The organism is Sphingobium xenophagum (assembly GCF_031457465.1).
GTDB classification, from domain to species: Bacteria; Pseudomonadota; Alphaproteobacteria; order Sphingomonadales; family Sphingomonadaceae; genus Sphingobium; species Sphingobium xenophagum_A.
In genome coordinates this window covers 76,537-98,029 of sequence record NZ_JAVDWV010000008.1, presented here as the reverse complement: position 1 = coordinate 98,029, position 21,493 = coordinate 76,537, and the positions used below count along the sequence as shown (strand labels likewise).

The 21,493-nt window shown below is 64.5% G+C and carries 24 protein-coding genes; 17 read left to right on the top strand and 7 right to left on the bottom strand.

The genetic code is table 11. The annotated features are described in order from the left end of the window. Positions 1-44 precede the first annotated feature (44 nt). The 9 genes from J2W40_RS09915 to J2W40_RS09875 all read left to right on the top strand — a co-directional run bounded on the left by J2W40_RS09915 (position 45) and on the right by J2W40_RS09875 (position 5,870). Positions 45-398: a hypothetical protein gene (locus tag J2W40_RS09915; protein ID WP_310224217.1), complete on the top strand. Its 354-nt coding sequence runs from the start codon at positions 45-47 to the stop codon at positions 396-398. A 28-nt stretch (positions 399-426) separates the two neighbouring features. Then, positions 427-882 (top strand): hypothetical protein, encoded by a 456-nt coding sequence (locus J2W40_RS09910; protein WP_037476824.1) that lies wholly within the window; start codon positions 427-429, stop codon positions 880-882. Between the two features lie 173 nt (positions 883-1,055). Next, positions 1,056-1,802, top strand: a complete 747-nt coding sequence (gene sufC, locus J2W40_RS09905) for a Fe-S cluster assembly ATPase SufC (protein WP_310224214.1) — start codon at positions 1,056-1,058, stop codon at positions 1,800-1,802. 97 nt (positions 1,803-1,899) lie between these two features. Further along, positions 1,900-2,652 (top strand): SufD family Fe-S cluster assembly protein, encoded by a 753-nt coding sequence (locus tag J2W40_RS09900; protein WP_310224212.1) that lies wholly within the window; start codon positions 1,900-1,902, stop codon positions 2,650-2,652. Between the two features lie 130 nt (positions 2,653-2,782). After that, entirely contained in the window at positions 2,783-3,988 is a 1,206-nt protein-coding gene (locus J2W40_RS09895) for a cysteine desulfurase (protein ID WP_310224210.1), read from the top strand. After that, complete coding sequence (locus J2W40_RS09890; RefSeq protein ID WP_310224451.1) at positions 3,988-4,452, top strand: SUF system Fe-S cluster assembly protein; 465 nt, start codon at positions 3,988-3,990, stop codon at positions 4,450-4,452. Before J2W40_RS09895 ends, J2W40_RS09890 begins: the two co-directional genes overlap by 1 nt. Then, positions 4,452-4,811, top strand: a complete 360-nt coding sequence (locus J2W40_RS09885; protein WP_310224208.1) for a HesB/IscA family protein — start codon at positions 4,452-4,454, stop codon at positions 4,809-4,811. The genes J2W40_RS09890 and J2W40_RS09885 overlap by 1 nt, the downstream gene beginning before the upstream one ends. A gap of 10 nt (positions 4,812-4,821) precedes the next feature. Further along, positions 4,822-5,664, top strand: a complete 843-nt coding sequence (locus tag J2W40_RS09880; RefSeq protein WP_310224206.1) for a Rossmann-fold NAD(P)-binding domain-containing protein — start codon at positions 4,822-4,824, stop codon at positions 5,662-5,664. 50 nt (positions 5,665-5,714) lie between these two features. Next, positions 5,715-5,870, top strand: a complete 156-nt coding sequence (locus J2W40_RS09875) for a hypothetical protein (RefSeq protein WP_310224203.1) — start codon at positions 5,715-5,717, stop codon at positions 5,868-5,870. Here the strand turns inward: J2W40_RS09875 and J2W40_RS09870 are convergent. Continuing rightward, a complete protein-coding gene (locus J2W40_RS09870; protein ID WP_310224201.1) occupies positions 5,867-6,763 on the bottom strand; it encodes a DMT family transporter in 897 nt (298 codons plus the stop codon). The genes J2W40_RS09875 and J2W40_RS09870 overlap by 4 nt on opposite strands. Further along, a complete protein-coding gene (locus J2W40_RS09865) occupies positions 6,756-7,775 on the bottom strand; it encodes a threonine aldolase family protein (protein WP_310224199.1) in 1,020 nt (339 codons plus the stop codon). Before J2W40_RS09865 ends, J2W40_RS09870 begins: the two co-directional genes overlap by 8 nt. A 138-nt stretch (positions 7,776-7,913) precedes the next feature. Here J2W40_RS09865 and J2W40_RS09860 point away from each other — a divergent pair, with 138 nt between their 5' ends. Continuing rightward, positions 7,914-9,005: a branched-chain amino acid aminotransferase gene (locus J2W40_RS09860; RefSeq protein WP_310224197.1), complete on the top strand. Its 1,092-nt coding sequence runs from the start codon at positions 7,914-7,916 to the stop codon at positions 9,003-9,005. Positions 9,006-9,089: 84 nt separating this feature from the next. Then, positions 9,090-10,301: an FAD-dependent monooxygenase gene (locus tag J2W40_RS09855; protein ID WP_310224195.1), complete on the top strand. Its 1,212-nt coding sequence runs from the start codon at positions 9,090-9,092 to the stop codon at positions 10,299-10,301. A gap of 7 nt (positions 10,302-10,308) precedes the next feature. On the opposite strand, the gene queF is transcribed toward J2W40_RS09855, so the two are convergent. Beyond that, positions 10,309-10,770 carry a preQ(1) synthase gene (queF, locus tag J2W40_RS09850; protein ID WP_310224193.1) on the bottom strand — a complete coding sequence of 154 codons (462 nt, stop codon included), beginning with the start codon at positions 10,768-10,770 and terminating at the stop codon, positions 10,309-10,311. A gap of 100 nt (positions 10,771-10,870) precedes the next feature. Here queF and J2W40_RS09845 point away from each other — a divergent pair, with 100 nt between their 5' ends. From J2W40_RS09845 to J2W40_RS09825, 5 genes are all read left to right on the top strand, one after another. Continuing rightward, positions 10,871-12,070, top strand: coding sequence for a hypothetical protein (locus J2W40_RS09845; RefSeq protein ID WP_310224191.1), 1,200 nt, complete (start codon positions 10,871-10,873; stop codon positions 12,068-12,070). Positions 12,071-12,139: 69 nt separating this feature from the next. Next, complete coding sequence (sseA, locus tag J2W40_RS09840; protein ID WP_310224189.1) at positions 12,140-12,985, top strand: 3-mercaptopyruvate sulfurtransferase; 846 nt, start codon at positions 12,140-12,142, stop codon at positions 12,983-12,985. Then, positions 12,982-14,187, top strand: coding sequence for a cystathionine beta-lyase (metC, locus tag J2W40_RS09835; protein WP_310224187.1), 1,206 nt, complete (start codon positions 12,982-12,984; stop codon positions 14,185-14,187). The genes sseA and metC overlap by 4 nt, the downstream gene beginning before the upstream one ends. Next, positions 14,184-15,440, top strand: coding sequence for a mechanosensitive ion channel family protein (locus J2W40_RS09830; RefSeq protein WP_310224184.1), 1,257 nt, complete (start codon positions 14,184-14,186; stop codon positions 15,438-15,440). The genes metC and J2W40_RS09830 overlap by 4 nt, the downstream gene beginning before the upstream one ends. Before the next feature lie 45 nt (positions 15,441-15,485). Then, on the top strand, positions 15,486-16,022 hold the full coding sequence (locus tag J2W40_RS09825) for a sterol desaturase family protein (RefSeq protein ID WP_310224182.1): 537 nt from the start codon (positions 15,486-15,488) through the stop codon (positions 16,020-16,022). On the opposite strand, the gene J2W40_RS09820 is transcribed toward J2W40_RS09825, so the two are convergent. The 4 genes from J2W40_RS09820 to J2W40_RS09805 all read right to left on the bottom strand — a co-directional run bounded on the left by J2W40_RS09820 (position 15,991) and on the right by J2W40_RS09805 (position 20,712). Beyond that, positions 15,991-16,482 (bottom strand): hypothetical protein, encoded by a 492-nt coding sequence (locus J2W40_RS09820; RefSeq protein WP_310224180.1) that lies wholly within the window; start codon positions 16,480-16,482, stop codon positions 15,991-15,993. The two genes, J2W40_RS09825 and J2W40_RS09820, sit on opposite strands and share 32 nt — an antisense overlap. A 65-nt stretch (positions 16,483-16,547) precedes the next feature. Further along, the gene (locus J2W40_RS09815) at positions 16,548-16,955 is read right to left on the bottom strand and encodes a SufE family protein (RefSeq protein ID WP_310224178.1); all 408 of its coding nucleotides are present in this window, start codon (positions 16,953-16,955) and stop codon (positions 16,548-16,550) included. 48 nt (positions 16,956-17,003) lie between these two features. After that, positions 17,004-18,263, bottom strand: a complete 1,260-nt coding sequence (locus J2W40_RS09810) for a spinster family MFS transporter (protein WP_310224177.1) — start codon at positions 18,261-18,263, stop codon at positions 17,004-17,006. 94 nt (positions 18,264-18,357) lie between these two features. Beyond that, positions 18,358-20,712 (bottom strand): TonB-dependent receptor, encoded by a 2,355-nt coding sequence (locus J2W40_RS09805; protein WP_310224175.1) that lies wholly within the window; start codon positions 20,710-20,712, stop codon positions 18,358-18,360. A 162-nt stretch (positions 20,713-20,874) separates the two neighbouring features. Between J2W40_RS09805 and J2W40_RS09800 the strand changes: the two genes are divergently transcribed. Further along, the gene (locus J2W40_RS09800; RefSeq protein ID WP_310224172.1) at positions 20,875-21,489 is read left to right on the top strand and encodes a TetR/AcrR family transcriptional regulator; all 615 of its coding nucleotides are present in this window, start codon (positions 20,875-20,877) and stop codon (positions 21,487-21,489) included. Positions 21,490-21,493: the final 4 nt, after the last annotated feature.

Genomic DNA, 21,493 nt, shown 5'->3' with positions numbered 1-21,493 from the left:
CCGGATCAAGTCTGGGGTGACGGCATTGGCAAAAGGAATGTGGTGTGAGTGTCACCGTCGTTCCTCGCGATCTTCTGCGAGAGGCATATGATCTCGTTTTGGCGCAATGGCCTGACGTCATCGAGCCTGGCGAAAAGACGTTTCACCTAGATAACGGATGCAACATGCGGCGTTTGAATGAGGTACATGATCCCATTGAGGACTGGGCAGTCAAAGCCGATTTTCGATCAGAAATTTGCGAAATAATCGGTTCTGTCGAGCACTATGTATTCACCAGCATTCACAACGCGCTGCGTAACCTGAACTCGCTCCAAAAACGCGATCTGGATTTTGACGCTTTCGTGTCGCGGTTCGATGGGCACCCGAATTTCAAAGTGACGCCGAGCGCCGCAAATTAAAAATTGGCTTTAAACTGGGAAGAGTAACTTGAGCGACGAAGACGATATTCAGGATGCCCTCGCGGATTTCGCGGAGGATGTTGGCAATGGCCAGTCATGGACCGCCGCGATCCGTATCCTGACCGAGGATTATGAGCTGGAAGAGGGCGAGCTGGAGCCGCGCGCCCGCGCCGATTTCGGCGATCTCGACGCGTTCGAGGCGGCGAGCCGCGATGCGCTGCAAAAAGCCGACGCGGCGATGACCGAGAAGCTGCGCAAGGACAAGGCGTTCCACAAGGCGAAGGCACCCAACCTCGCCCGCATGGGCCCGGTCAGCGAATTTGTCGTCGCCCTGCTGGAAAAGGGACCGCCAGAGGGCGAGGCCGACTGGTGGCCCTATATGCCGGTGAAGCGCTACATCGACACGCTCTTCCCCGCGCCGGGCGATGTGCGCGACATGGCCTTCTGGACCGCCCGCACGCTCCAGCGCGCGCATGAAGGATAAGACGATGATGCGGCGAACCGCCTCAATCCTCCCCTGTAAGGGGAGGGGGACCACGAAGTGGTGGAGGGGTGTCGCCCTATCGAGAGGGCGACACCCCTCCGTCAGGGCTACGCCCTGCCACCTCCCCTTCCAGGGGAGGATAAATATAGAAGCGCTGCTGCCGGGAATGATCCATGCTTAATATCGACAACCTGACCAACACCATCGACGGCAAGACGATCCTTAAAGGATTGTCGCTCACCATCAATGCAGGAGAAATCCACGCGATCATGGGGCCGAACGGCGCGGGCAAGTCGACGCTGGCCTATACGCTGGGCGGACGGCCAGGCTATGACGTGACTGGCGGCGAGGCGCTCTACGACGGTGTGAACTTGTTCACATTGGAGCCGCACGAGCGCGCCGCGGCCGGGCTGTTCCTCGGCTTTCAATATCCGGTCGAGATCCCCGGCGTCTCCAACCTGCAATTCCTGCGCGAAAGCCTCAACAGCCAGAAGCGCGCGCGTGGAGAGAAGGAACTGAACGGCGGCGAATTCATCCGCCTCGCCAAGGAAAAGGCCGCGCTGCTCGGCCTCGACATGGAGATGCTCAAGCGCCCGGTGAATGTCGGCTTTTCGGGCGGCGAGAAGAAGCGCGCCGAAATGGTGCAGATGGGTATCCTCGATCCCAAGCTCGCGATCCTCGACGAAACCGATTCCGGCCTCGACATCGACGCGCTCAAGATCGTCGGCGCAGGGATCAACGCGATCATGCGCAAGCCCGACAAGGCCGTGCTGCTCATCACCCATTATCAGCGGCTGCTCGACTATGTGAAGCCAGACTATGTGCATGTGCTGGCGGACGGACGCATCGTCAAATCGGGCGGCCCCGAACTGGCGCTGGAGTTGGAACGCGAAGGCTATGCTGAGGTAGTTGCCGCATGAGCGCCGCAGGCATCTCCCTTTTTCTCCGCGTCTCTGCGCCTCCGCGTGAGATGACTTTGTTCACGCGGAGACGCAGAGACGCGGAGGAGTCGTGCCTGTGACCGCTCTCGCTCTGCCCACTCGCCGCCAGGAAGACTGGCGCTATAGCGATCTGGAGGCTGTCGCCTCGCTATGGCCCTTGCCGGCGCCGACGCGCATCGATGTCACCCCTGGCGACACCGCCAACCATCATCTGTTGCTGGACGCTGCCGATGGCAGCGCAGCGGTGCATGACTATGTCATCACCGTCGCCGACGATGCGCGCTGCGATTTCCATCTGCTCAACATCGGCGGCACGCTCGGCCGCGTGACCTTTGCCGTCACGCTGGGCGCGCGCGCGCATTTCGGGTTGCATGGCGCGATCATTGGCGGCGGTGACCAGACGCTGGAGATCATCACTTCGGTCACCCATGCGCAGCCCGACGCGACCAGCGGCCAGACCGTCCGGTCGATCCTGGGCGGCCGCGCCACCGGCAGCTATCTCGGCAGCATCAACGTCGCCCGCGACGCGCAGCGCACCGATGCGTTTCAATCGATCAAGGCGATGCTGCTCGATCGCACCGCGACCGCCAATGCCAAGCCCGAACTGGAAATCTACGCCGACGACGTCAAATGCGCCCATGGCGCGACGGTGGGCGAACTGGACAAGGCCGCGCTCTTCTACATGGCCTCGCGCGGCATGGACCCGGCGACCGCCAAGACGCTGCTGCTGCGCTCCTTCGTGGCGGGCGTGTTTGACGACATGCCCGACGAAGCGCTGCGTGAGCAATTCGAAGCAGCCGCGATCGCCAAGCTGGAGTCGCTGGTATGACGAGCAACACCATCCTCCCCTGTAAGGGGAGGGGAACCACGAAGTGGTGGAGGGGTGTCACCCTCTCGATGGCGGGACACCCCTCCGTCTGGCCTTTGGCCAGCCACCTCCCCTGCAAGGGGAGGATGATATGACCACCACCCTTTCGACCCTCTCCCTGCGCCACGACTTCCCCGGCGTCCTCGACTGGCACTATCTCGACAGCGCCGCGACCGCGCAAAAGCCGCAGGCCGTGATCGACGCCATCGCCCGCGCCTATGGCCCCGACTATGCGACCGTCCATCGCGGTGTCTACGAACGCTCGGCAAACATGACGCTCGCCTATGAAGCTGCGCGCCGCAAGGTCGCCAGCTTCATAGGCGCGGCGTCGGACAGCGAGATCGTCTATGTCCGCGGCGCGACCGAGGGGATCAACCTCGTCGCCCAATGCTGGGCGGGCGAACAATTGAAGGCAGGCGACCGCATCCTGCTCTCCACCCTTGAACATCATAGCAATATCGTGCCGTGGCAGATCGTGGCGGAAAAGATCGGCGCGCAGATCGACGTCCTTCCCCTGACCGCCGATGGCCGGATCGACCTCGACGCGATGCGCGCGATGATCACGCCGCGTCACCGGATGGTCGCGCTGTCCCATGTCTCGAACGTGCTGGGCAGTGTCTTGGATTGCCGCCGCGCTGCCGATATCGCCCATATGGTCGGGGCCAAGATCCTGATCGACGGCTGTCAGGCTGTCCCCCGCATCGCCGTCGATGTGCAGGCGCTGGATTGCGATTTCTACGTCTTTTCCGCGCACAAACTCTATGGCCCGACCGGAATCGGCGTGCTGTGGGGTCGTGGGGAACTGCTCGACGCCATGCCCCCCTATCAGGGCGGCGGATCGATGATCGACAAGGTGACGTTCGAGAAAACGACCTATGCCCCCGCCCCGACCCGGTTCGAAGCGGGCACGCCGCACATCACCGGCGTCGTCGGCCTGTCGGCGGCGATCGACTATGTCGAGGCGATCGGTCTGGACGCGATCCACGCGCATGAATGCGCGCTGGTGGCCAAGGCTCGCGCGGCCCTGGAAAATCTCAACAGCATCCGCGTCTTCGGCCCCGAAGACTCGGCTGGCATCCTCTCCTTCGCGGTCGAGGGGGTGCATCCGCACGATGTCGGCACCATATTGGACGAAACCGGCGTCGCGATCCGGGCCGGGCATCATTGCGCCCAGCCCCTGATGCGGCATCTGGGCGTCGAAGCGACCGCACGGGCGAGCTTTGGCATTTACAGTGACGAAAGCGACGTGGACGCGCTGGTGCGCGGCCTGGAGCGGGTAAGAAAGATTTTTGGATGATGAGCGAAGAGCGCAAGATCATGGTGGAAGAAGTCGAAACGGTCGAGGCCCCGCCCAAGGCGCGCGTCGATAACCCGCCCGCTTCCGGCGAACGCCAGCGCGACTATCTCGACGGCTTCCTCGCCGCCAAGCCGACCCCGATCGCCGCAGGCGAGCCGGGCGGCAATCTCTATGATGCCGTCGTTGACGCGCTCAAGGAGATTTACGACCCGGAAATCCCGGTCAACATCTATGACCTTGGCCTGATCTACGGCGTCGATGTGACCGACGAGGCGCATGTCGTCGTCACCATGACGCTGACCACGCCGCATTGCCCGGTCGCCGAATCCATGCCTGGCGAAGTCGAACTGCGCGTCGGTGCAGTGCCCGGCGTTGGCGATGCGCAGGTCAACCTGATCTGGGATCCGCCCTGGGATCCGCAGAAGATGAGCGACGAAGCCAAGCTCGAACTGGGAATGCTGTAATGACTGCCGAGACCAAGACCCGCGCCCGCCCGGCCGCCGTCATCCTGACGAAGAGCGCCGAGCAGCGTATCGCTGACCTGATGGCGCAGGCGCCCGCAGGCACGATCGGCGTCAAGCTCTCGACTCCCAAGCGCGGCTGTTCGGGCCTTGCCTATTCGGTCGACTATGTCACCGAAGAAGCGAAATTCGATGAGAAGATCGAGACCCCCGGCGGCATTTTCTACATTGATGGCGGGTCGGTCCTCTATCTGATCGGATCGACCATGAACTGGGTCGAGGATGATTTCACCGCCGGTTTCACCTTCGCCAATCCCAATGCCAAGGGGAGTTGCGGCTGCGGCGAGAGCTTTACGGTCTGACAGGGCGGTCATGCCCCATCTGTTGATCTTCGGGCTGGGCTATACCGCCGCCCGCCTCGCCACCTGGCTGCGGAGTGAAGGCTGGCACGTCACCGGCACGCGCCGCAGCGCCGGGGCCGACACGCTGGCCTTCGATGACGAACCCGCCGTCCGCGCCGCCATCGCCAGCGCCACGCATATCCTCTCCTCGGTCCCGCCCGAAGGCGACGTCGATCCCGTCCTCGTGCGCTACGGCCCGGCGATCGCCGCCGCGCCTACCTGCTGGACCGGCTATCTCTCCTCGACGGGCGTCTATGGCGATACCAGTGGCGCATGGGTGGACGAAGCCAGTCCGATCGGCGCAGGCCGCCGCACGGCGCGCGCCGATGCGGATGCCGGTTGGGGAGCATTGCGCCCCGACATGCGGCGCTTCCGCCTGCCGGGCATCTACGGGCCGGGCCGGTCGGCGCTGGACCGGGTGCGGGAGGGCCGCGCGCATCGCATCGACCTGCCGGACCAGGTTTTCAGCCGCATCCATGTCGATGACATTGTCGCGGGCATCATCGCCTCGTTCGACGGCCCGCCCGGCATCTATAATCTGTCGGACGATCTGCCCTGCGCCCAAAATCGGGTGATCGAAGCCGCCTGCGATATGCTGGCCTTGCCCTATCCCCCGCTGCTGACGATGGATCAGGCCCAACTCTCGCCCATGGCGCGGGGCTTTTATGCCGAAAATCGCCGCGTCGCCAATGGCCGCGCCAAACGGTTGCTGGGATGGCAGCCTCGCTATCCCACCTACGCCCACGGGCTAATGGCCTGCCTGAAGGACGAAATCGGTTCGCCGCAAGCGCCGACTATGCTTACCCCTTCTTAACCATATCGACGCGAAGAGGGCCTTGCCGCAACAGAGCAGGACGCCCTCGCATGGACAGTATCGAAATCGCCTTCACCGCGCTCAGCCATCGCATGACCCGCCTGTCCGCACCCGCGCCGATCGCGAGCGTCCAGCCGTCGCTGTCCAGCCTGATCGACCGGGTCAACGCCGCCAAGCAGCACTATCAGCCAGGCCTGCGTCGCTAAGCCTTTTTCGCGCGCAACGCGATCACCATCCCGACGATGGCCAGCAGCGCGCCTGATGCAGCGAGGCCCGTCCAGCGATAGCCTTCCACCAACGTCGAAATCAGCATCGCGATTACCGGGATCAACACCGCCGTATAGGCCGCCCGCCCAGCGCCCAATCGCTGGATCAACCGGAAATAGAGCGGGAAGGTGACCACCGATCCCGCCAAAGCCAGCCAGCCTATGCCCAGCAAGTAGGTCAGGCGCAGCTCGACCACCGGCGGCCCTGCCGTCGCCCAGGCGAACAGCGCATTGATCCCCGCGCCGATCAGCATTGCCCAGGCCAGCATCGCCACCATCGGCAGCCGCCGTGCGATATCCATGCCCTGCATCACATTGGCGGCCGAAGCGCTGAACAGCCCGATAACCGAAAAGCCGACGCCCAAAAGAACCTTGTCCGGATCCACGCTGGCCGCCCGATATTCATGCACCAGCATCATCGCGATCCCGGTCATGGCCACAGCCGACCCGGCGATGAAAGCACGGCTGACCGGCTGACGAAACACGATCCAGGCCAGAATCGAATTGGGGATCAGCAGCATCGCGTAGAAAACCGCGACCACCCCGGACGTCAGATGTTCTTCGGCGCGATAGACGAAGTTGAAGTTCAGAACGAACTGCGCCGTCCCCAACAAGGCCGCGAACATCATCCCCGCCCCGCCGATTCGCAGCGATACACCCCGCATCCGGGCAAAGGCCATCATCGCGACCCCGGCCAGCGCGAAGCGATAGCAGACCGACCAACTGGCGGGCACGCTGCCCAACTGATCGCGAATGACGATCCAGGTCGAACTCCAGATCAGCGTGACGAGGATGAAGGGCAGGACGATGCCGCCCCGGCTGTCGTCAGCCATGGTCGAGCCTGCGCAGCGCATCCGCCAGCGGCGCGACACTGTCCGCGTCCTGCGACCAGTTAGTCACGATCCGCGCCGCGCCCGCGCCCCAATCGTAGAAATCAAACTCCTGCGCGCGCAAAGCCGCCGCCTCAGGAGCGGAAAGCCGCAGGAACAACTCGTTCGCCTCGACCGGATGCAGCAACCGCCCCGTCGTCGCCTCGGCAAGCGCCTGCGCGGCGGCATTGGCGGCGCTGGCATTGGCCAGCCACAGCCCATCCTCGACCATCGCCAATATCTGCGCGGCGAGATAGCGCCCCTTGGAAAATAAATGGCCCGACCGCTTGCGCCAGCGCATCGCTTCTGCGGCCCGGCGCTCCCGCTCCGGCCCGAAGAAGAGCAACGCTTCCCCCACCATCCCGCCATTTTTGACACAGCCGAAACTCAGCGCATCGACGCCCGCGCGCCAAGTCACGTCGGCGGGCGCGCAACCCAAAAAGGCCACCGCATTGGCGAACCGCGCCCCGTCCATATGGAAGCCCAGGCCATGGGTACGGGCAATCTCCCCCAGCGCCGCAACCTCGTCGGGCGTGTAGACGCGGCCATATTCGGTCGCGTTGGTGATGCTGATCGCACGCGCGGGCACCTGATGCACGTCGGGGCGAATCGCCGCCAACCGCTCCGCCACCACGTCCGGCGTGAGTTTCGCGCCCTCGCCCGGCAGCGGCATCAGGCTCGCGCCATGGGTGAAGAAGCCCGGCGCACCACATTCGTCGACGACGATATGCGCCTCTTCATGGCAGACGATGCCGCCATAAGGCGGGCACAGGCAGGCCAGTGCGATACTGTTCGCCGCCGTGCCGGTCGCGACCCACAGCGCGCTGACCGGGGTTTCGAACAGATCGCCAAAGGCCGCGTCGAGCCGCGCGCTCCACTGGTCGCCATCATAGCCATGATCCTCCCGGTCGGCAGCGGCGATCGCGGCCATTACAGGTGGGCAAAGCGGGGTGGCGTTGTCGGAGAAAAAATGCATCGGCCAGCGTTAGCGAGGCTATGGCCCAGCGCCAAGAGGCCAGCTTGAGCCAAGCGGCCCGATGGGTCAGCATAGGTGACGTTGTTTCCAGTCCCGCTTTGTGACATAGGCAGCCCGTCCAACCCAAGGAGACAGATTATGGACGGCCAGCATAGTTCGCGTTTCACCGTTACCCGCAGCAGCAAGACTGTGGCGGCGAACGAGCGCGCCGCCCTGCTGGAGGATCCCGGTTTCGGCCGCCTCTTCACCGACCATATGGTGACGATCCGCTATACCGAGGGTAAGGGCTGGCATAGCCATAGCGTCGGTCCGCGCGAACCGTTCCAGATCGACCCGGCCTGCGCCGTACTCCATTATGCCCAGGAAATTTTCGAAGGCATGAAGGCCTACCGCCTCGCTGATGGCAGCATCGCCATGTTCCGGCCGGAGGAAAATGCCCGCCGCTTCGCCCAGTCTGCCGAGCGGCTGGCGATGCCGGAAATCCCCGAAGACCTGTTCCTCGAAGCCGTCGCGGAGCTGGTGAAGATCGACGCAGACTGGATTCCGAGCGGCGAAGGCAGCCTCTATCTGCGCCCCTTCCTCTTCGCGAGCGAGGCCTTCCTCGGCGTACGCCCGTCAAAGGAATATATTTTCTGCGTCATCGCCTCGCCCGCCGGTGCCTATTTCAAGGGCGGCAAGAAGGCTGTGACCCTGTGGGTGTCGGAACATTATACCCGCGCCGCGCGCGGCGGCACGGGTGCGGCCAAATGCGGCGGCAATTATGCCGCCAGCCTGGTCGCGCAGAAGGAAGCGACCGAACAGGGCTGCGACCAGGTCGTCTTCCTCGATGCCGCCGAAAATAAATGGGTCGAGGAATTGGGCGGCATGAACGTCTTCTTCGTGATGGAGGATGGCTCGATCGTCACCCCGCCACTGACCGGCACGATCCTGCCCGGCATCACCCGCAACAGCATCATCACCCTCGCCCGCGCCAAGGGCCATGATGTGCGCGAAGAGCCCTACAGCTTTGCCCAATGGCGCGCCGATGCCGCCAGCGGCGCGCTGCGCGAAGCCTTTGCCTGCGGCACGGCGGCGGTGGTCACCGCGATCGGCACCGTCAGAAGCAAGGATGGCGACTTCACCATCGGCAATGGCGACGGCGGCCTCGTCACCGAAAGCCTGCGCGGCGAACTGACCGGCATACAGCGCGGGACCGTCGCCGATCCGGCCGGTTGGGTGCATATCGTCTGAGGTGATCAGGCTGGCCCCTGCCCTTTTGGGCGAGCGGGCCAGCCATCGCTTTTCAAGTCGGCCCCGACCGCCTAGACAGGGGCCATGGAACGCTTCGACGTCGTGATATTGGGCGGTGGCCTTGTCGGCCTGACCCTTGGCATAGCTCTTTCCGGCCATGGCGTACGCACCGCCATCGTCGATCCCGCCGATCCGGTGGATACCACCGCCAGCGGTTTCGACGGCCGCGTCTCAGCCATCTCCTCGACCAGTTGCGCAATGCTCTCGGCGATCGGGGTCATGCCCTTTCTCGATGGCAAGGGTTGCCCGATCGACCGCATCTGGGTGAGCGATGGGTTGGAACCCGGCGCGCTCGATTTCGTGCCGGACGCCGACGATGACGGCGTGATGGGCACCATGTTCCCCAATCGCGACTTGCGCATCGCTTTGGAACAGACCGCCCAACGGGCGACCAACCTGACCCGTTACCAGCCCGACCGTGCGACCCATGTGGATCGCAATGAGCATGGCGTCGTGCTAACGCTGGCGAGCGGCGCGACGATCCGCGGCGCGCTGCTGGTCGCGGCGGAGGGGCGCAACAGCCCGACCCGCGAGGCGGCGGGTATCCGCACCACCCGCTGGCAATATAGCCACACCGCCATGGTCAGCGCGATCGACCATGACGTGCCGCACGGCAACACCGCCTATGAGATTTTCTATGTCGGTGGCCCCTTCGCGCTGCTGCCGATGCTGCCGTGCACCCGCTCCGCGATCGTATGGACCGTGCCGAGTGAGCAGGCGCCCGCCATGCTCAAATTGTCGGAACGCGCCTGGCTCGCCGAAGCGCAGAAGCGGATCGGTGGCTTCCTGGGCGACATCCGCATGGCGGGGCCGCGTTCCTCCTATCCGCTGGGCTTCCACCACGCCGCCCGCATCACCGATACGCGGCTGGCGCTGGTGGGGGACAGCGCTCATGCGATCCACCCGATTGCGGGACAGGGATTGAACCTTGGCCTGCGCGATGTCGCCGCGCTGGTCGAAGTGCTGGTCGATGGCATGCGCCTCGGCCTCGATCCGGGCGATGCGCAACTGCTTGCGCGCTATCAGCGTTGGCGCGGGCTGGACGCGATCATGACCAGCGTGGCGATGGACGGCCTTGTCCGCCTGTTTGACATTCCCGGCCGCCTGCCAAAGCTGGCGCGGCGCGCAGGACTGGCAGCAGTGCAGCGCACCTCGTTGCTCAAGGGGCGCTTCATGGCCGAAGCGCGCGGCCAGTCCGGGGCGCTCCCCCGGCTACTAACCGGCGAACTGGTCTGATCGGCGCTCAGCCCCGGCCGCGATAGCCTGGCACGTCCTGCGTCGGCAACCACAGCCCCGCAGGCGGTTCGCCCGATTGCCAGAAAACGTCGATCGGGATGCCGCCGCGCGGATACCAATAGCCGCCGATCCGCAGCCAAATGGGGTTCATTTCGGCGAACAGCCGCTCGCCAATGCCCACCGTGCAATCCTCATGAAAGGCCGCATGGTTGCGGAACGCCCCCAGGAACAGTTTGAGCGACTTGGATTCGACGATCGTCGCGGCGGGCGCATAGTCGATCACCAGATGGGCGAAGTCGGGCTGGCCGGTCACCGGGCAGAGCGAGGTGAATTCGGGCGCGGTAAAGCGCACCAGATAGGGTTTGCCTGGACGCGGATTGGGCACATAATCGAGGATGGCGGCTTCCGGCTTGGCAGGAAGCGCGCTGGTCTGGCCCAGATGGAGCGGGGTTTGGCTAAGGTCGGTCATGGCCGCCCCTTACGCGATTGCCCGCCCGCTGTCATCGGTCCAACGGGGCAGGCGACGTTGTTCACTTGCCATTCAGCGCGGCTTGTGCCTTGGCCACCATATGGGGTCTGTACGTTCACTTATGCTCGCCGCGCCGCTTTTGCTGGCCGCGCCCGTCCATGCCCAGCAGGCGGAAGAGCCTGCGCCGGGTGGTTTCAGCCTGCCGCCGTCGCGGACAGCGCCGCCCGTCGATACCCGCCGACAGGGACCGGAACTGGATGTCTTTCGCGCGCCCGCCACCCCGGTAGCGCCGCCGCCCATCGTCGCGCCGACCGTGACGCCGCCGCCCGTTGCCGTGCCGGTCCCCACTCCAGCACAGCCAGCCACGCGACAGCCTACTCGACCAACCGAAACCCGCCCTGCGCCAACACCCGCCCCCCGCGCCGAGCCGGAGCCGGAACCGGAACCGGAACCGGAACCGGCCAATGACAGCGCGCCGACGCCAGAAGCGCCCCTGCCCCAGCCTGTGGTCAATGAGACCGCCCCCGCCGTCACCGTCACACCGCCCCCAGCGGCAACGCCCGCGCCATCGGCCAGCGCCGATACGACGCCTTGGGGCTGGATCATCGCTGGTCTGCTTGCCCTCGCCGCCGTCGCCCTGTTGTTGCGTCGCCGTCGCTCGCCCGTCGAAGCCGAGACGGTCGAATCAGAACCCGTCGATCAGCCCCTCGCCGCCCCTCCGCCGACGTCGACAGCGCCTCCCGCGCCCGTCGCGTCGCCCCCGCCGCCGCCTGCCCCTGTCGACACCGACCGGGCCTGGATCGACATGCAACTCGTGGTCACGCAGGCGCGCTATTCGCTGATGGGCGTCACCATCGCCTATGGCCTGTTGCTGCATAATCGCGGGTCGCTTGCCGCGCAGGACGTGCTGGTGCGCGGCGTCATCGGTAATGGCGGCGCGAACCAGCAGGCGCTGCTCGACGGCTTCTTCATCGGCGAAACCGGCTTGCCGCTCCATGCCGCCGTGGCGCTGGCACCGGGCGAAACGCTGCGGCTGGACGGCGAACTGCGCCTTGCACCCGACCAGATCGTGCCAGTGCCCATGGGCGATCGCAGCCTGCTGATCCCGATCGCGGCCTTCGACGTGACCTATCAATTCAATGACGCGGCGGACGACAAGGGCCGCACCGCTCGCGCCTTCATCGTCGGGCAGGAGCAGGAGCCGCCCGCCGAGCGCCTCGCGCCGCTGCGCTTCGATCAGGGGCCGCGCCAATATCGCCGCCCCGCCGCCCGCGCCGCCGCCGAACTGCCACCGCGCTAGGCTTGGCCCTTTCCAGCCTCCGCCCCCCGGCCTAGAAGGGGCGGCAAGACGCAGGCCATAGGGGACCGCATGACCATTTTCGTTTCCACCGACTGGCTCGCCGCGCACTTAAGCGCGCCGGATCTCTGCATCCTCGACGCCAGCCTGTTCCTGCCCGGCACCCCGCGCGATCCGCTCGCCGAATATGCGGCCGCGCACATCCCCGGCGCCGTATTTATGGATTTGGCGTCGCTCAACGACCCCGACGACGCGACGCCGGGCATGTTGCCGCCCGATGCGCTGATGACGCAGCGCTGCCAGGCGCTGGGCATCAATCCCGACAGCCGGATCATCGTCTATGACAATAGCCCGCTGCACAGCGCCGCGCGCGGATGGTGGATGATGCGCCTCTATGGCTTGGGCGCGTCGGTCGCGATTCTCGATGGCGGCCTGCCCAAATGGGTGGCGGAAGGTCGCCCTACGGAGGCCGGCATCGTCACGTCCACCGCTGGCACCGCCATCGCCCGCCGCGCGGCGGGACAGGTACGGACCAAGGCGGACCTGATCGCCAATCTCGCCACCGGCGCGGAACAGGTGCTGGATGCGCGCGGCACTGGACGCTTCACCGGCGCTGAGGCCGAACCGCGCCTCCGCATGGCGTCGGGCCATATCCCCGGATCGCGCAACCTGCCCTCGCCGTCGCTGTTCAATCCCGACAACAGCATGAAATCGGGCGACGAATTGCGCGCCCTCTATGCCGACTCCGGGATTGACTTCGACCGCCCGATCATCACCAGTTGCGGCAGCGGCGTCACCGCCGCCATCCTCCTCGCCGGGCTGGAGTCGCTCGGCAAGGACGATGTAACCCTCTATGACGGCAGTTGGTCCGAATGGGGGTTCGACCCCGCCACGCCCAAGGCGACCGGCCCGGCATGAGTGACGACCGCAAACCCCTGACGAAACTGGTACAGGCCGGACGCAAGCCCGAATGGACCGGCATGCCCGCTCAGCCCGGCGGCATCGTCAGCCCGCCGGTCTGGCGCGCCTCGACCATCCTCTATGACGATGTCGCCCATCTGCGAAAGGCCGCGGGCAGCAGCACGCATGAACGGCTCTTCTACGGGCGCAAGGGCACGCCGACTGCCTGGTCGCTCGCCGACGCACTGACCGAAATGGAACCGGGCGCGGAAGGGACGATGCTCTTCCCGTCGGGCGTCGCCGCGATCGCCTGCGCGCTGATGGCGGCCCTGAAGCCGGGCGACCGACTGCTCATGCCCGACAGCACCTATGATCCGACCCGCAACTTCTGTGATCAGATGCTCAATAGTTACGGCGTCGAAACAATCTATTATGATCCCTGCGATGCTGTCCGGGTCGCTGTCCGCCTTGGCGATGAAAAGGTGCGGGCCATCTTCTTGGAAAGCCCCGGCAGCCTGACGTTCGAGGTGCAGGACATACCCGCCATCACCGCCATCGCGCGCGAACGGGGCATCGTCACCCTGCTCGACAATACCTGGGCGACGCCGCTCTTTTTCCCGGCAATGGCCCATGGCGTGGACATCACCATCCTGGCCTGCACCAAATATATCGTCGGCCATAGCGACGTGATGATGGGCAGCGTCACGGCGAACGCCGACTGGTTCGCCAAGGTCCGCCAGGCCGCCTACCTGTTCGGCCAGATGACCAGCCCCGACGATGCCTGGCTCGCTTCGCGCGGCCTCCGCACGCTCGGCGTCCGCCTGCGCCAGCATCAGGACGGCGCGCTCGCGGTCGCCCATTGGCTCAAGGATCAGCCCGGCGTCGCGCGCGTGTTGCACCCCGCTTTGCCCGATTGCCCCGGCCATGAACTGTGGCAGCGCGACTTTTCCGGCTCGACCGGTCTGTTCAGTTTCGTGCTGGACGGCGGCGATGAGGCCGCCCGCGCCGCCTTGATCGACGGCCTCGCCCATTTCGGCATCGGCTATAGCTGGGGCGGCTTTGAAAGCCTCGCTTTGCCGGTCGATCCCGCCCGCCACCGCACCGCAACCCGCTGGGAAGTAGAAGGGCCAATGGTCCGCCTGCATATCGGCCTCGAAGACCCCGACGACCTGATCGCCGACCTCGACGCAGGGCTTACCCGCTTCCGGGCCGCGCGATGACGCTCAGCATTGCCTGGCTGCTCAACCGCGTGCCCGACAGCGGCGGGCTGATCCATCCGTTGATCGCGCTGGGCCTCGCACTTGTCCTGCACCTCGCCGCTGCGGGCCTCTCGCGCCGGGTCGAGCCGCGGCTGCGCGGCCCCATGGAAGCCTTGGGCGAATCCTTCGCCACCCGTTTGCGCGCCATGTTGCGCTATGCCTTCTCGGCGCTGCTGATCGGTATCGCCACGGCCTTCTGGCCGGCCGATTCGGTCGGGCATCTGGTGCTGGGCATCGGCCTGGGCCTCTCGGTCGCTTTGCTCGCGGGTTATGCGCTGCGCACGCTCTCCATCCCGCGATGGGCCACGCTCCCGCTGGCGCTCCTGCTGTTCCTGACGATCGTCTCCGGCACTAATGGCGGCCTCGCGCCTGTAGGTGCCACCCTCGATACGGTCGGCATCAGCCTTGGCAAACGCCGGGTCACGCTGCTCAGCCTGCTGTCGATCGCCGCCACCTGCGTCGCCCTGTTCGCGCTCGTCCGCCTCGCCAACAAATTGATCGGCCGATCAATCGGTCAAGCGGAAGGCTTTGATCCCACGCAAAAGCTGCTGGCGCAGAAACTCGCCGCTATCGCCATCATCATCGCAGCCTTCTTCATCGGCGTCGACATGCTGGGCATTGACCTGACCGCCTTTGCCGTCTTTTCCGGCGCGCTAGGCCTCGCGGTCGGCTTCGGCCTGCAAAAGACGTTCGGCAATCTGATCGCGGGCATCATCCTGCTGATGGACCGGTCGATCAAGCCGGGCGATGTCATCGTCGTGGGCGAGAGTTTCGGCTGGGTGAACAAGATCGGCGTGCGCGCCGTCAGCGTCATCACCCGCGACGGCAAGGAACATCTGATCCCGAACGAAAATTTGATGACGCAGGAAGTGGAGAACTGGTCCTATTCCGACCGCAATGTCCGTGTCCGCATTCCCGTCGGCATCGGCTATGACAGCGACCTCAAGCTCGCCCAGGCGCTGATGCTGCAGGCTGCTGCCGAAAGCCCCCGCGTGCTGCGCAACCCCAAGCCCAATGTCTGGCTGACCGGCTTTGGCGAGAGCCGCGTCGAACATGACATATTGGTGTGGATCAGCGACCCGGAGGGCGGGGTCGGCAATGTGAAGTCCGACGTGCTGGGCCGCGTGTGGCAACTCTTCCGCGACAACGGCATCACCATACCCTATCCGCAACGGGTCATCCATAGCGCGGCCGATCTACCCCAAAAGCCGTAACTTTACGGGGTCGCTTCCGTCGTCCTGCGCGCCTATATCAGAGCCATGAATCTTGTCCTGCTCCTGCTGATCTTCCTCGCCACCGTCGTCGCGATGGAAGGTTTCGCCTATGTCATGCACCGCTGGATCATGCACGGTCCCGGCTGGTTCCTGCATGCCAGCCACCATCGCCCGCGCCTTGGCCGGTGGGAAGCCAATGACCTCTATTTCGTGATCTTCGCCGTGCCCTCCATCCTGCTGCTACTGGGCGGCGTGCAATGGGGCTGGGGCGGCTGGGCGACGGCCATGGGTGCCGGGATCGCCGCCTATGGCGCCATCTATCTCGGCTTTCACGACATCATCGTGCATCAGCGCGTCAAGAACCGCTATGTCGCGCGGTCGCCCTATATGAAGCGGATCGTCCAGGCCCATCGCCTGCATCATGTGGTCGAGACGAAGGAGGGCACGGTCAGCTTCGGCTTTCTCGTCGCCCCCCGCCCGGAGGATCTGAAACGCGAACTCGCCCGCCGCAACCGGGCGGGCGTGCGTGCGCCTTCCGCTGCCGACCCGGTCACCCCGGCAGGTCAAGCCCCGCCACGTTGAACGCAAAAGGCGCGGTCTTGTCCTGCGGGCCGACCACTAGGTCGACCTTCACCGTCTTGGCCTTCTCGATGACGTCATAGGCATTTTGCGACGGCATGATTTCAATGCCGTCCTTCGCATCGGTCATGCGACCTTGCCAGCTATGCGTCTTGCCATCATCGCCCGTCGCGCTGACTGTGCAGGCCGACAGGTCGCACTGAAAAGGCGCGCCGACCAGTTTCACCGTCACGGTCTTTTCGCCATTGCTCATCGGTTGGACCAGCAGCACGGCAAAAGTGTCGGGCGCGGTCATCGTCGCGACCGTATTAGCACTGCCGATATAGGCGACCTTCGCGGCATCGCCGGTCCCGCCTTCATATTTCCACGCCTGGCCGATCTGCTCGCGCTGGCTTGGTTCTTCGGGTTCCTGCGAGCAGGCGGCCAGCAATGCCATGGCCGTCATCATCAAGGGGATGCGCATCGGCTCTTGTCCTTCCATCTGGTTACGGAAGGATAATGGTCGAGGCCACTTGCAGGTTGCAGCGTTCAGCCGGTGTAGCGACCAGCCGTTTGCCGGATAAGGGCAATCATGTTGGGAATGCCCTGCGTCCGGTTGGAACTGAGCTGGTTGCGCAGGTCGAAGGGGGCCAGCGCCTCCTCGACATCCGCCGCTGCGATGGCGGCTGGCGGCTGATCCTGCACCGTTTGCAGCACCAGAGCGATGATCCCCTTGGTTATAGCCGCATTGCTGTCCGCCAGGAAATGCAGTCGCCCATCGTCCAGCACGGTCGGATAGACCCATACGGCCGCCGAACAGCCGCGCACCAGCGTCGCATCGGTCTTGAGCGCGTCCGGCATCGGCTCAAGCGCGCGGCCGAGGTCGATCAGCAAGCGATAGCGGTCGTCCGCGTCGAGAAACTGATATTCTTCTTGGATGTCGGCAAGGATCGTCATGCCCGCCCCTATAGGGGGAAAAGGACGGCAGGTAAGCCCCCCACTTGGTCAGGCCGCTACCCAATCCTTGCGCAGCGCCCGGCCGCCCAATGCCATGAACAGCCCGGCGAGCAGATAGAAGCCAAGCGCCGCGACGATGGCGTAGCGCAGCGCTTCGATACCATAAGCCGGGGTCAGCGCGTCGGACAAAGCACCGACAAACCAGCTGCCAAGCCCCAGCCCCACCAGATTGTTGATCAGCAGGAAACTCGCCGCCGCGCTGGCGCGCATATGCGCGGGGACCAGATGCTGCACGGCGGTCAGCACCGGACCGAGCCAGACATAGACCAGCGCCTGCGGCACGAGGAACAGGGCAAAGGCAAAGCCGACGCTGTCGGACAGCACCCCGACCACGAACAGCGGCATCCCCACCACATAGCTGATCGCGGGCACCCAGGCATAATAGGCCTTGTCCTTGCCACCCATCGCGTCACCCAGCCAGCCACCCAGCAACACGCCCGCCACGCCGCCGATCAGCAGCAGCCCGCCCAGAAACTGCCCGGCCCCCATCAGGTCGAGACCGAAGCTGCGCATCAGCAGGCTGGGCAGCCAGAAGGCGACGCCATAGCCGCACATCGAACTGCATGCCGCACCCACCGCCAGGAACCAGAAGCTGCGCTTGGCCGCGAGGATGCCGAACACCGCCGAAACCGGAGCAGCGTCGCTGGCCTGCACTGGCCGCACGGGTTCGCGCACGACCAGGCGAAAGACAGGCGCGATCAAAAGGCCGAGCAAGCCGACGACGATGAAGGCGGTGCGCCACTCCACTGTCTGAGCGATATAGCCGCCGAGCAGCACACCACCCGCCGATCCTAGTGGGATGCCGAGCGAATAGATGGACAGCGCCCGCGCCCGCTGATGCGCCGGGAAATAGTCGGAGATCACCGCATAGGAGGGCGCGACCCCGCCCGCTTCGCCCACGCCCACGCCGATGCGGCACAGGAATAACTGCATGAAATTGCCCGCCAGACCGCACAGCGCGGTAAATCCGCTCCAGACAGCAAGGCTGACGGTGATGACCCAAGTCCGGCTGGTGCGATCGGCCAGCAGCGCCAGCGGGATCGCCAGCGTCGAATAGAGGAGCGCAAAGGCAATACCGCCCAGCGCCCCCAATTGCGTATCGCTCAGCCCCAGTTCCGCCTTGATCGGCCCGGCAAGGATGCCCAGGATCTGCCGGTCGAGGAAGTTGAACGTATAGACCAGCAGCAGCATCGCCAGCACGACGCCGCGATAGGCAGGGGAAGCGGGGGTGGCGGATCGGTCGGTCATATGGCGTCACCCATCTCCGTTCAGTTCGAGCTTGTCGAGAACCGTTGCGCAAGGGTTCTCGACAGGCGCGAACCGAACGGAGATGGGATGGAGATCAGAACTTCACCGTCCCCGTCAAGAACACCTGCCGGGGATTGCCGTAAAAGGCGGTCAGCGTGCCCTCGCGGCCGAGCGTCGGGGTCGGGAAACCGGCGGCATTGTTGATGATGGCCCCCGTCACCGCATTGGCACCGACGAAGGTATAACCCGACGTCTTATATTCCTTGTCCATCAGATTCTTGCCATGCAGGCCCAGCGTCCAGCGATCGTCTGGCGCGGTATAGACAATGCTGGCGTCCCACAGGGCATAGCCCTTCTGGTCGATATAGGGGTTGGGGATTTCAAACTGATAGGTCTTACTGCGCCACGACACGCTGCTCGCCAGATAGAGGCTGCCCGCGCCGACTGGGGTCGAATAGCTCATCGTGCCGCTGGCGGTCCATTTGGGCGTATTCTGCACTTCGCGATTGGCCGCGACGTCGGTCGGCACGCCACCGATGTTGGTGATATATTCGCGATATTCCGCGTCGATATAGCCGATCGCGGTCGACAGGTTGAGCCGGTCGCCCGGCGTCATCAGGTCGCGGCCCAGCCGCGCGGTGCTTTCAAACTCCAGCCCCTTGAACCGCGCCTTGCCCGCGTTGGACACCACGCCGCAGAAGGAGGGCGTAGCGACGCCACCGACGCTGACGGTGCAGGCGACGGACCCCGGAATCTGCACGTCCTTGTAGTCGGCATAGAAGCCCGCGACCGCAACATAGAGCGCGCCGTCGAGGAAATTGCCCTTATAGCCGACTTCATAACTGTCGACCTGTTCGGGTGCGAAGCTCAGGAAAGACGCGATTTCGTCATCCTGCCGGATGCCGTCGCCATTAAGGTCTGGCGCATTGGTGCCGACGCCACGCGGATCAAAACCGCCGCCCTTGAAGCCCTGCGAGAAGCTGGCGTAGATGTTATGATCCGGCGTCGGCTTGTAGCTGATGGAAACGCGCGGGGTGAATTTCTTATATTCGCGCTCGCCATTGAAATTGGTGCTGGGCGCGCCGAACGCCACGCCAGCACCGCCGAACAATGGCGATCCGCCACCCAGATAATTTTGCCGCAATATGTCGGCCCGGCGCTTGTCCCAGGTGTAGCGGCCACCGGCCGACAGGCTGAGCTTTTCCGTGATGTCGAAGGTAAAGTCGCCGAATATGGCATAGGTTTCGGTGTCCACATCGGCCTGCGTATAGGCGGTCAGCCCCGCAACCGTCGTGAACAGGCGCACGTCGAACGCGGTGTCGGCCTTGGCATCGAGATAGTAGAAGCCGATCATGCCGTGCAGCGGCCCCTTGTCATAGAGGAGCTGAAATTCCTGGCTCAACTGCTCGTTGAAGTAAAAGGCCGGCACATCCACGTCGACTGCTGGCAACGCATCGAAATCAATGGGCGAGGCGCTGTCATCCTTGCGCCAGGCGCTGATCGACCGCAGCGTGACCGCGTCGCTCAGTTCCGCCGTGATGTTCATGGAAAGCCCGTAGGACTTCACATATTGCTTGGGATCGACCAAGCCGCCGCGCGTGTCGAACACATTGCCCAGCACTGGGGCACCGGACAATTGGCCGGGGATCAACCGATGGCCACCGCGCGCGCTACTGTTATCCTTGGTATAATCGCCGGTGATCCGCATCAGCACGGGCTGGCCATAACCACCCATTTCAAAGGTGGCGCGGCCCGCCCAGATATCCTTGTTGTAATTTTCATCGCCGGTGGTGAGATTGTCGCCAAAGCCGCCGCGCGACAGCCGGGCAAAGGCCCCACCGACGCGGATCATGTCGCTCAACGGTGCCGACACGCTGATGATGCCATCGGCCTGGTCATAGCTGCCATAAGTGCCCTTGAGCTTGAGCGAAAATTCCTGCGGCAACATCTTGGTCACATATTTGACCGCACCGCCGATGGTGTTGCGCCCATAGAGCGTGCCTTGCGGCCCGCGCAGCACTTCGATCCGCTCGACATCGTAAATGTCGAGGATCGCGCCCTGCGGCCGGTTGAGATAGACATCGTCGAGATAGATGCCGACGCCCTGTTCAAAGCCCGAAACCGGGTCTTGCTGACCCACGCCGCGAATGAAAGCGGTCAATGTCGAATTGGTGCCGCGCGAGGCTTCCAGCGTGGTGTTGGGAGTCATGTTGGCAAGGTCGGTAATGTCGATCGCCCCGCCCCGTTCCAACGCTTCGCCCGAAAAGGCGCTGACCGCAATCGGCACGCTGACCAGCGTTTCCTCGCGGCGACGGGCGGTGACGACGATAGCCGCCTCTTCTTCGACCGCAGGCGCGGCAGCGTCCTGAGCGACGGCGGGGATGGCTAATACGCCGCTCCACGCAACAGAGGCGAGAGCAAGAGCGCGGATGCTGAAATGGGCCTTCATGGTCGGTCCTCTCCTGAAAATGCGGTGTCCGGTCTGCCGGATCACTTTTGCGTTGCTCGATTCGATAATGAAAGTTGAACCATCTTTCAACTTCAAATAGAGAGGCGGAGACAAGGCCGGTTCAGTGCGGCAAAAAGAACACAGATTTTGGGAGGAGTGGACATGGCCGAGGATGCCGCCGCCAAGGACGACAAGACGCCGCGCACCGCCAGGGGTGAGCGGACTCGCCGCGCATTGCTGGCAGCCGCGGCGGCCGAATTTGGCGAAAAGGGCTTTCACGACGGCTCGATCAGCGGCATCACCCGCCGCGCGGGCTGTGCGCTGGGCAGTTTCTACACCTATTTCGACAGCAAGGATGATATCTTCCGCGCGCTCGTCGCCGACATGTCGGGCCAGGTGCGCGATTACGTCGGGCCGCGTATTGCTGACGCTCGCAATGGTATCGAGGCGGAACGGATTGGCCTACTCAGCTTCCTGGAGTTCGCGCGCGAACATAAGGAAATTTACCGCATCATCGACGAGGCCGAGTTCGTCGATCAAGCCGCCTACCGCGCCCATTATGAAAATACCGCATCCCGCATGACCGCTCGCCTGACCAAGGCGGCGGCCCGTGGCGACGTGCGTGCTGACGTCGAGGAGGTCCATGCCTGGGCAATCATGGGCATGAACGTGTTTCTGGGCCTGCGCTTTGGTGTATGGGACGACAGCCGCCCGGCCGAGGAGGTCGCCGCCATTGCCAACGCGCTGGTGGAACGCGGCATCGGCACCAAAGCCTGATCGA